Origin of the sequence: Streptomyces sp. NPDC058964, from assembly GCF_042741275.1 — a bacterium.
Lineage (GTDB): Bacteria > Actinomycetota > Actinomycetes > Streptomycetales > Streptomycetaceae > Streptomyces.
On the sequence record NZ_JBHYKH010000290.1, the window covers coordinates 938 to 11252 of the forward strand.

The window sequence follows — 10315 nt, forward strand, 5'->3', positions numbered from 1 at the left end:
GGGGGGCGTGTTTTTTTTTAAAACACCCCCCGCACTCCCTGCCCCCCCCACCTTCTCTGGCGGGGGGGGTGGGGGGGGTGGGGGTGGGGGGGGGGGGGGGGGGGGGGGGGGGGGGGCCGCCCCCCCCCCCCCCGCCCCCCGGCGGCTGGGGGTCGACGCGCCGCGACGGCGTGCGACGGTCAGGCGAAGACGTCCTGCTGGTAGCGCTCGTCCGCTTCGAGCTGGGCGAGCCACTGCTGGGCGGTCTCGTCGTCGCTGCCGGTCTTCTGGCGGTGGATGGCGGCGAGTGCCTCGCGGACGGCGGGGGCCATGCGGCGGCCGTCACCGCAGACGTAGATGTACGCGCCGTCCTGGATGGCCTGCCACACCGTGTCGGCGGCGTTGGCTATGGCGTTCTGCACGAACCGGGCCGGGTGGCCGGTCACCGCGGAGAAGGCGGTGTGCACCTGGGCGATCCCGGACAGCTCCCACATCTCCATCTCGCCCCGGTAGAAGTAGTCGTGCTCCGGGTGGCGGCAGCCGACGAACACCTGGGACAGGCCCACCTGGGTGCCGTTCTCGTACTGCCAGGCCCGCTCCTCCAGGAAGCCGCGCAGCGGCGCGATGCCGGTGCCGGGGCCGATGAGGATCAGCGGCGTGGCGGGGTCGGCGGGCGGGGCGAACGTCGGGGAGGGCACGCGGACGTAGCCGTAAATGACATCCCCGGGCTCCAGGCTCGCGATGTAGGAGGAGCAGGTGCCGCGGTACTGGCCGTCGCCGGACAGGGCCGGGCCTTCCAGCAGGCCGACGGTCAGGCGCACGTGGCGCGGGTTGGCCGACGGGGCGGAGGAGATGGAGTAGAAGCGGGGACGGATGGGGCCCGTCATCTCCAGGAAGACCGCGAGCGGCAGCTCGATGGCGGGGAAGCGCTCCAGCAGGCCCAGCACCGAGATGCGCTTGCCGAGGATCTCCTTCTGGTAGCGCTCCTCGGCCTCCTCCGTTTCGGCGGTGTACGCCTGGAGCTGCGGCCGGGTCCACGGGCACTCGGTGTGCTCGGCGAGCGTCTGTATCTGGGAGCGGGTGGCCACGTCCTGCAGCTCCAGGAACTCGGTGAGCAGGATGCCGGCGGTGACCGGGGTGCCGACCGGCAGGTGGGTGCGGCCACCGGCCGGCTGGTCGAGCCGGAGCACCTGGTCGTAGTCGACGCCGAGCCGCCTCAGGGCGCGCTCCACCAGAGCGAGTTCGTTCTTGGCGAAGACGGCCAGGTGGTTGCCGGTGTCGTAGGTGACGCCGTCGGGCAGCTCGAAGGTGATGGACTTCGCGGACGGGCGCGGCGGTTCGATGCTGAAGTCCCACAGGCCGGTCGCGTCGGCCACGAGCTCGTCGTTGGCGACCACGGTGAGCGGGTACGCCTGCTCGGAGACGATGGCGGGGCGCACGTCGGACTCGGTGAGCAGCTGGACCTGGTAGCGGGGGCCGCTGGCCTGGGAGGTGTCGGCGGCGTACTCCTCGGCCAGGGTGGCCCACAGGGTGTTCATCCAGCGGGTGGCCATGCCGTCGAAGTCCCCGGCGGCGTCCGCGATGCCGCGCTCGACGATGGGGGTGGCGCCGGCGGCCAGCAGACCTTCCTCGATCCGCTTGGGGAATGCCTGATAGGTGGCCACCCACTGGGTGTTGCCGGCGCCCAGCAGCGCGTACCGCACATTCGCCAGTGAGCCCTCGGGCAGTCCGGCGGCGAGCAGGTCGTCGAAGCGCTGGGCGTTGTCGGGGGCCTTGCCGTTGTAGCTGGCGGCGACGACGGCGAGCAGGCCCTCGGAGGGCAGGTTGTCACCCAGCTCGTCCAGGCTGACGAGGGTGGTGCCGAAGCCGGAGCGCTCGCCGCGGTCGGCGATGGTGCGGGCCAGGTCCTCGCACGAGCCGAGGCTGGAGCCGTAGGCGACGGTCAGGTTCACCCCGACACCGCTGACCGCTGCCTGCGCCTGCGTGTCGCCGGTCTGCACGTCCGCGGCGCCGAAGACGGTCCGCTCGTGCTCCTGACGACGGCGCACGATCAGCTCGAAGTTGCCGGGCTTGCGCGTCAGCGCCTCCCGCACGTCCATCTTGTAGTCGCCGGTGTCCGAGAGCTTGAACTTCTGCAGCACCAGCGCCAGGGCCAGGCGGGCCTCGGTGAGCGCGAACTGCCGGCCGATGCAGGCACGCAGGCCGTTGCCGAACGGCTTGTAGGCGTGCGGGTGCTGCTGGACGCGGTTCTCCGGCAGCCACCGGTCGATGTCGAACTCATTGGGACGGTCCCACGCCTTGGGGTGTGTGTGCAGCGGGCCCTCCAGGATGAGGACCTTCGCGCCCTTCTTCAGCTCGTAGCGGCCGCCGATGACGGTGTCCTCCCGCGCCGTCTTGCCGAACGCCGGGATGGGAGCCCACAGGCGCAGGGTCTCGTCCAGGATCCGCGGGATGACGTCCAGCTGCATGATCGTGTCGTAGTCCGGGACCGTGTCACCTGGCATCAGCCGGTCCACCTCGGCGTACGCCTGGGCCAGCACGTGCGGGTTGCGCATCAGCGAGTACGTGGCGAACGACAGCAGACCACTGGTGGTCTCGTGACCGGCGATCAGGAACGTCAGCACCTGGTCGCGGACGTTGTCGTCGGCCAGCAGCTTGCCGGTCTCCGGGTCGGTGGCCTCCAGCATCAGGCCCAGCAGGTCCTCCTCACCGCCGCCCTTCCCCTCGCGGCGCTCCTTGATCACGCTCTCGACCAGGTCCCGCATCTGCTGGATGTTCTCGCCGTACTTCTTGGCATCGGCCTTGCGGAACTTGGTCATCATCGGCAGCTCCTGCGAGCGCCGCAGCGACTCCACCAGCGCACCCAGCAGCGCGTTGAGGAAGGGGTGCAGCTCCTCCTTGTCGAAGGACCGGAACCGGTAGCCGAACCCCGACAGGGCGATCGTGTCCAGCGTCAGCCGGGTGTAGTCGTCGGTGATGTTGACCGGCTGACCCGCCTTGCGCTCCCACTTACCCACCAGGTTCTGGGCGATCTCCAGCATCTGCCCGTAGTAGGCCCTCATGGCCCGCTGGCTGAACGCCGGCAGGAGGATCCGGTGCGCCATGCCCCATTCCTCCTCGTGCTGGTGGGCCGTGAACAGCCCCGCGCCCGCGAAGTCCCGGACATGCTGCAGCGGCGTCTTCTCGATCTGCTTGAAGAACCGTGTCTCGTCGGAGACCTCGGCCACCAGGTCCGGGTCGTAGACGAAGATCTGCTCGACACCGGCGATGTCCAAGCCGTAGATGCCCTCGGGGAACTGCTTGGACAGCTCGCCGAAGTACTCCACCGGGTTGGTGCCGGGGATCTGCGGCGTGTTGCCGAGGAGGGGGATCCCGCGCGGGGACCGGATGGGGCGAAGGCCGTTCGCGGAGTGCGTGGTCATGTCTTGCTCCTCTGCGTGGAGGGGATGGGCAAGGGCGCGCTGCTCAGGTCGATGCCGTGGCGCCGTACGGAAACATACGCCGTATGGAATTGGTACCGTACGACGTATGGAAACGTGAAGCAAGCCCGGTCGCCCTGGTGAGCGCTGTGATTCAGGTCATTTTCATACGGCGTACGAAACTGATACCGTACGAGGTATGGAAAAGAAGGTGAGGCGTCCCCCGCGGGGAACGAGGAAGAGGGACGTGCCTCTGACCGAGGCCGGGATCTACGCCGCCGCCCTGCGGCTGATCGACGCGGACGGTGTCGAGGCGCTCACCATGCGTAAACTCGCCACCGAGCTCGACGCGAACCCGATGTCGCTGTACCACCACGTGCCGAACAAGGAAGCCGTGCTGCGCGGCGTGACGAGAATGGTCGGAGCGCAGTTCCGCACCGTGACACTGGAGGACGCTCCCTGGCAGGAGCGGATCCGTCTGCTCGCCACAGACTTCCGGACCCTGGCGCACCGTCACCCCGAACTGATGGCCTACTCGTTCAGCCACCAGTCCGACTTCATCCAGCCGGACGACCCGTTCTGGACCGCCCTCACCGCCATCGTGGCCGCTGCCGGTGTGCCGCAGTCAGAGGTCTCGAAGATTGCCGCGCTGATGGTCGCCGTCGTCATCGGCGTCCTCACCGCAGAACTAAACGGCGCACTCCACCAGTGGTCGACCCTCAAGCCCCACGGCCCTGAAGCCGACGAAGACGGGGCCACGGACGCACGCCCTGGCTCTACGGGTGCGGCCCCCGAAGGCCCTGACCAGGACCACATGTTCCGCCTCGTGATGGACACGCTGATCACGGGCCTGGAAAGCCGCCTCGCTGCCGGTCCTGACAGCCGGCACGCCGGCCATTGAGCCAGTCAGCCTGAGACGCTGCGCCATAGGCACTGGCGCCTGAGGCGTGCCCGCAGTCGGACGATCCCAGGCTGCGACACACGGGAGCCGCCCCGTCACGTCGGGTGAGACCGCCCGGCGGGGTGGTTCCACCTCCAGCCTCTACACGGCAGCCGTATGCCGACGCCGAACCGTGAAATGACCATGGTCGTTGGCTTGTTCCTGGTCTCCCTCCTGGAGGGGAACCGTCGGCCTCGTCGAGCTGCCGACTCCAGCAGCACCCGGCCTCACCGCTCGCTGGGGCTGCCGCCACAGCCAGAGCCGCAAGACGATCTGGCTCGAGCAGCGCATCGAACGTCGTTCCTGCTGAGCCCCCGAGCTCGTGGTCGACGCATCCGCTCACCGCAGAGCTCCGTCCGTCGTCGCGCCTACAGGGAATCCCATGCCGGGGATCCAGCGGACTCCTTTTCGCTCAGCTCGGCTCAGACCGTCCTGACGTGGCGGGCGTGCCGCGTTCTCCAATGCTCGGCGAACCGAGCGACCAGGAGCAGACCCCGTCCCCCCTCGTCGTAGGTGCGGGCCCGGCGCAGGTGAGGTGTCGTGCTACTGCGAGATCTCTAGCAGGCTCGGCCAGCACTCCGGCTGACCGCAACTCGGCCGTCGTCCACCAGTGGGCTTGCGGGGCGAGCGCGAAGCGGACAAACGGCGGCCAGACTTCCGCTGCAGGGCGCACCACGACGACGTAGACGCCTTCAGATGCGTCCCTGCGGCAGAGCCTGCCGATGAGCGGCGAGCTACGGAGCGCGGGAAGGTGGGCGACGCGACGCAGGTAGCGGGTTGCCGCGTGGCGGCTGGTCTCACCGGGGCGGGTCGGCCGCGGAGTCGCGGCGAACATCCTGACCGCGGCTGGCTTCGGCCCGACCGCCCTCGACGCCACGACTGCTGACAGCCACTCACCATGGCGGTGAACACCGAGGCGCAGACGTCCGTGTGCCTGCCTCAGGTCGCACCCTGACAGGACTCACCTTTCGGCGAGGAAGTGCGCCAGCAAGCGGTCGAAGTCGCTGTGGTCAAGCTCGGCCCCCCGGGGCACCACTGCCTCCGTTTCCTGCAGGAACGCCTTGAATTCCTGCGCTGGGGCCTTGAGCAGGGCCGTACCGGACGGCGGGTTGAGAAGGATGTACAAGTCGCGGCAGCCCTCCTCGCCGGTGGGCCATATGCGAACGTCTCCCTCGCCGGCGGGGCCCTCCAGGCCGTCGATCAGCAAATCGCGCCCGATGATCCATTCCACCGGCTCGTCGCTGTCGACATCGGTGGTGAATGCGGCATGGACCACGTAGGGATCACTCGGCTCGTACCGCAGATTCATGATCATGGGCAAGGACGTCGCATACACGCCGACAAGCTTCACAGGTAGCCCCTGGATCACAGTTCTCAATGACTTCACTGGGTCTTACTCCTGGTGTTTCGCGTCATCCGGGGAGGGCCATCGGAAGGGCTGTCGTCGGATTCAAGGGGGCTGCACAGAGACGCGGTTACTGCGAGGACCGGTGGCGGTCGGCACGAGGACACCCGCAGGAGCAGTTCTTCGGGCCGTCGCAAGGGCGCCCGGCCGACGGGAGCAGGCGAGGCCACTGCCGGCCGGGGCCATCACGGAGATGTGGCCAACGGTGGTTGCCGGACAAAGGGCGCCCTTGGCCTCAGCGATCGACGCTGTACCGGTCGTGGTTGTAGTGAACCGACTCGTCGCGGTCCCCACCTCGACGCCGGCCGTGGTTGCCGGGGCCCGGTCACGCAGTGCAGAGCCGTCCTTGGACCGGAACGGCATGCTGTCCGAGTCCGAGGAGATGCACATGACCGCACAGGCGCCCGCCACTGGTGGGTCGTCATCGACGACACCGGAACCACCATCGCAGGGCCGCCGGATACCGGCCCTTCTGGCCGCCTCACTCGTCGCAGGCCGACCGTCAGCGCAAGGGAGAGTCCACGGTGGGCGTCAGCAGGGTCTCGTCGAGGCCGACGATCCGGCTGATGTCGAAGCCCTCCATGTCCGCGCGGAATTCAGGACTCGACAGGTATGCCTCCAGCCGCTCCTGCACGTCGTCGGCGTCCTTGTAGGAAACGAGGGCGTACAGCCGGGGAGTGTCGCTTCCGGGCGCCGCGGGCACCGTCCAGACGCCGTGGGTGGTGATCCGGTGCTTGGCCATACCGGGAATGTGCTGGGCCCAGATCTTCTCGTAGGCGGCGAGCGCGCCGGAGCTGCGCAGGGTGTAGACGCGAAGCTGGTACTGGGACATGACACTGGTTCCTTTACTTCTGAGCATGGATGGTCGGCGGTCAGCCGTGGGGGAGGAGGTGTGCCAGTTCGGCATCCCAGTCGATGAGTCCGGACTCGGTACCCCGTGGCACCAGAGCCTGGGTGTCTTGAAGGAAGGACGAGATGTCCTGCACGGGCACCTCGAGCAAGGCGGTGCCCGCGGAAGACCCGAGGGCGATGTAGATCGACTGGTCCCCCCGCCCCGCGGCCGACCAGATCCGGACGTCCGCGTGGCCTGCGGAACCCTTCAGACCGTCAGCCAGAAGATCCCGCCCCAAGACCCATTCGACCGGCTCGTCGCAGTCGACGAAGAAGGCGGCACGGACGACATAGGGATCAGCGGGCTCGTAGCGCAGACGTACGCAGAGGGGCAACGAGTAGACGTGCGAGACGACCAGCTGCACGGCCACTCGCCGTTCTACGACCTTCAAGGACTTCTTCATCGGCTTCCGCTCCCGGGTATGGCTCGGCGGTGCCTCACACGGGCCTGTGGCGAAGAGACGGCGCGGGCGGAGGCGGTACAGCAGGGCGCGGGCACCGGACGGCGCTGGCGCACCGCATGATGAGTGGCGCTGCACTCACCCGGCCGGCAGTCGGGGACGTCACCCCCCGACCGCAAGCGGGATCCCCGCCGCCGGCAGGGGTAGGGGCAGGGCCGAGGAGAACTGCTTGCGCTCATGGCCGAGACCCGTCTCACCGGTCGTCGCGGCTCAGGTCGTGGCGGTAGTACCTGTCGGACGTCCAGCCGTGTCCCACGCCGTTCCAGCGGTAGAAGTGACCATCGCGGTAGTAGAGACCGTCGCAGTCGTGCCGGGTCGAATCGGTGCCGTGGCGGTCCTGGTGCCAGCCGCGGGTCTCGTCGCAGGAATAGCCCCGCTCGAGCAGGTAGCCGACACCGTGGTCCCAGCTGTAGTCAGCGGCCACGGCTGCCCCGTCGGTCGGGTGCTGGGCGTGCGCGGACGCAAGGGGCGCGGCCGAAGCAGTGCCACCGGCACCGAGAACGGCGGCACCGGCGACCGCGACGGAGGAGACAGTGAGGGCGATGCGCTTCGCGAGCTTGTTCATGATCTTTCCTTCCCGAGGGGGTGATCTGCGCCAACGGCGGTTCTGCCAGGCGATGTATGACGCCCGGTGTGGTCCGAGCGGGCAGTTCCATACGTCGTATGGAAGTGCGCTTTCATTGTTACCATACGCCGTATGGAAATGTCGAAGTGACGAAGGTAACCGTTGACCGGCTGGCACAAGCGCCACCAGATGTCGCTCTTCAGTCGAGCTGCTTGTCGCCGGCCCCCTCGGCACGCTGGCCTTCCTTGCCTTGGCCGCGGCAGTGTGCGTCCACCCGGCGCACGCGCCAGGACGCGGTCGGGTTGGCCGGACGGGCGGGACGGCGGCCCGAGCGGGACCTGGTGATCGGTGGCTTCACCGGCCCGGAGATCGCCGTAGCCCGCGGAGTGAGGTCTCGAAGGCCGGACCGACCGGGCGCCGGCGAGCGGCGACATTACGCCACCTGCCCGGCCGTCGGCCGGCGAGCGCTCCTTCGCGGGCATCGAAGTGGGCGCAGTCACGATGACGAAGCCGGCGTCGTGCGGCGCGCCCAACTGGGCGGGGCGATCTGGGGCATCGGCACATTCATCAGGGCCGCACTCACGTTCCGCCCGAGCCGGGGAAGCGGAGAAGCATCGTCGACCTGAGCGAACTCCTCGTTGCGCTTGGGCTGCCGGATCCCGTGAGGCCGTTATTCGGGGGCGTCGGAACGGTCGGCCTTCTCGGGGCCGTTGTCTGTCCGTGTCGGCAGCCTCAGTGGCCGACCGCCGCGGTGAGCCCAGATGTCACCGAGGACGACCTGGATGATGCCGGTGACGGGAATCGCCAGCAGGGCACCGAGGATCCCGGCGACTTCGGCGGCGATCAGGGTGGCCAGCAGCACGGTGAGGGGGTTGAGTCTCACCGTCCGAGACAGGATGACCGGTTGCAGGACATGGTTTTCGGCCTGCTGGTAGACGATGAAGAAGATGACGGCCGCGATGCCGGCCGGCAGGGAGTGGACGAACGCCACTCCGGAGGCGACGACAGCTCCTATGGTGGCTCCCACCAGGGGAATGAGGTCGGTCACGGCGACGAAGAGGGCCAGCAGCCCGGCGAACGGCACTCCGGAAACCAGCAGCACGACGTAGGTCAGAAGCCCGCAGATGACGCTGATCAGCAAGTTCCCGGTCAGATAGCCGTTGACGGTGCGAGCGCAAGCGGCTCCAACGCGGCGTATGCGGGCCGCGGGCGCCTCGTCCACGAGGGCCAGGGACCGGTCTATGGCCCTGGGACCCTCCAGCACCATCACATAGGCCAGCACGAAAATCGTGACGACGCCTGCCGTGGTGCTCGCGGCACTGCGAAGGAACCTCATGGCGGGCGTGCTCAGTCCGGTGGCGAACGCGCGGATCTGCGCCTGATGCTGCTGGAGATACTGCAGAGCGTGCGTCCGCTCCAACAGGTTGCCGACTGGTCCGCGGCCGGCCTGGGCGTCCCTGATCATGACGGGCAGACGACCGGCGAACCGGCTTCCCTCCTGGGCCAGGGGGATGACGAACAGGGCGACCACCGCGCCGACGGCCGCGGCCGCGGCCAGGAAGACCAGCAGGGCGGCCACCGACCGTCGGCATCGCGGCAGCCGTCGCTGCAGGGCTTCGACCGCCGGATGAAGGGAGACGGCCAGGAACAAGGCGATGACCGCCCAGATCAGGACCCGGCGAGCCTGGACCACCAGCTCAAGTACGACGTAGGTGGCGAGCACCAGGCCGATGGTGGCGAGTATGGTTCGCACCGGAACCGGACGCGTCGCCATGGGCACCGAGTGCCCAGCCCCGGTCACGGGAAAACGAGGAGCCCTCTTCGGGCTGCGGTGATGGATGCGTGGGCCGTCCCCAACGGATTGCCCCCGAGGCTGCCGTGTCCATCACGTCCCGGGCGTTCTCGCCTCGTTCGGCTGGCGTTGGAGAAGGCCCCGGCCGGACTCTCATCCGTACGCCGTGAAGGAGACGACGTCGGCTCGGCGGTGGTCAAGGCGTTATGGGCACCGCCGCATCCCAGGTGCGGATCCCCAGGCCGAGCTGCAAGCTGATGCCATAGGCCGTAACCGTCGAAGGAGTGTCATGGTGGCGGTGGCCGCAGACGCAATAGCCGGACCGCCGGTCCGGTGGGGGACGGAGCAGTCAGCTGCGGGCGTGATCGGCGCACCGCCCCTGGTCGTCGACGCACAGGGCGGGGTCACCGTCCCCGACCTGCCGGCCGGAGCCCCGCTGGGCCTCGGTCTCGGCCTGGTGCCTTTCGAGTCCGTGGAACTGGAACTGCCCGAAGGAAGCGTGCTCGCCCTCTACTCCGACGGCCTGGTGGAGTCCCGCGGCGAGGACATCGACGTCGGCCTGCGGCGTCTGGGCGCCGCCCTGGCACAGCCCGGTGCCGCCCAACGCCGACCCGGCAGGCGCCTTTCGAGGTGCGACGAGCGTCTCCGGCCCCGGCGGCCGGCCGCCCGCCTTCGACGGTCTGGCCGCGGCCGTGCTCACCCTGGGTCTCCTGGCCCGGCGCATCAGGCAGCTCAGCGACGAGGTCCAGGACTTGGTAGGCCACCTGCCCCCCCTGGTGGAGCGCCACGCTCCGCAGCTGCTCGAGGTGGTGGGCATCGGTCCGGACACGGCCGTCACTTCGCTGATCACGGTGGGGGACAAC

The 10315-nt window shown here is 68.9% G+C and carries 7 protein-coding genes and 2 pseudogenes; 2 read left to right on the top strand and 7 right to left on the bottom strand.

The window, feature by feature from the left end; genetic code table 11:
* Window positions 1-179: 179 nt before the first annotated feature.
* Window positions 180-3401 (bottom strand): cytochrome P450, encoded by a 3222-nt coding sequence (locus ACFW2E_RS29375; RefSeq protein ID WP_384470095.1) that lies wholly within the window; start codon window positions 3399-3401, stop codon window positions 180-182.
* Between the two features lie 244 nt (window positions 3402-3645).
* On the opposite strand from ACFW2E_RS29375, the gene ACFW2E_RS29380 reads away from it, so the two are divergent.
* Entirely contained in the window at window positions 3646-4299 is a 654-nt protein-coding gene (locus ACFW2E_RS29380) for a TetR/AcrR family transcriptional regulator (protein WP_384470096.1), read from the top strand.
* Window positions 4300-4760: 461 nt separating this feature from the next.
* Here the strand turns inward: ACFW2E_RS29380 and ACFW2E_RS29385 are convergent.
* The 6 genes and pseudogenes from ACFW2E_RS29385 to ACFW2E_RS29410 all read right to left on the bottom strand — a co-directional run.
* Window positions 4761-4886: pseudogene (locus ACFW2E_RS29385) on the bottom strand (protein phosphatase); the annotation flags it as partial.
* A 413-nt stretch (window positions 4887-5299) separates the two neighbouring features.
* Window positions 5300-5689 carry an SsgA family sporulation/cell division regulator gene (locus ACFW2E_RS29390; RefSeq protein ID WP_384470097.1) on the bottom strand — a complete coding sequence of 130 codons (390 nt, stop codon included), beginning with the start codon at window positions 5687-5689 and terminating at the stop codon, window positions 5300-5302.
* 556 nt (window positions 5690-6245) lie between these two features.
* Complete coding sequence (locus tag ACFW2E_RS29395; protein WP_384470098.1) at window positions 6246-6575, bottom strand: NIPSNAP family protein; 330 nt, start codon at window positions 6573-6575, stop codon at window positions 6246-6248.
* A gap of 40 nt (window positions 6576-6615) precedes the next feature.
* Window positions 6616-7038 carry an SsgA family sporulation/cell division regulator gene (locus ACFW2E_RS29400; protein WP_384470099.1) on the bottom strand — a complete coding sequence of 141 codons (423 nt, stop codon included), beginning with the start codon at window positions 7036-7038 and terminating at the stop codon, window positions 6616-6618.
* Window positions 7039-7288: 250 nt separating this feature from the next.
* Entirely contained in the window at window positions 7289-7660 is a 372-nt protein-coding gene (locus tag ACFW2E_RS29405) for a hypothetical protein (protein WP_384470100.1), read from the bottom strand.
* A 670-nt stretch (window positions 7661-8330) separates the two neighbouring features.
* Complete coding sequence (locus ACFW2E_RS29410) at window positions 8331-9413, bottom strand: AI-2E family transporter (protein ID WP_384470101.1); 1083 nt, start codon at window positions 9411-9413, stop codon at window positions 8331-8333.
* A 412-nt stretch (window positions 9414-9825) separates the two neighbouring features.
* On the opposite strand from ACFW2E_RS29410, the pseudogene ACFW2E_RS29415 reads away from it, so the two are divergent.
* Window positions 9826-10047 (top strand): annotated as a pseudogene (locus tag ACFW2E_RS29415) (SpoIIE family protein phosphatase); the annotation flags it as partial.
* Between the last annotated feature and the right edge of the window lie 268 nt (window positions 10048-10315).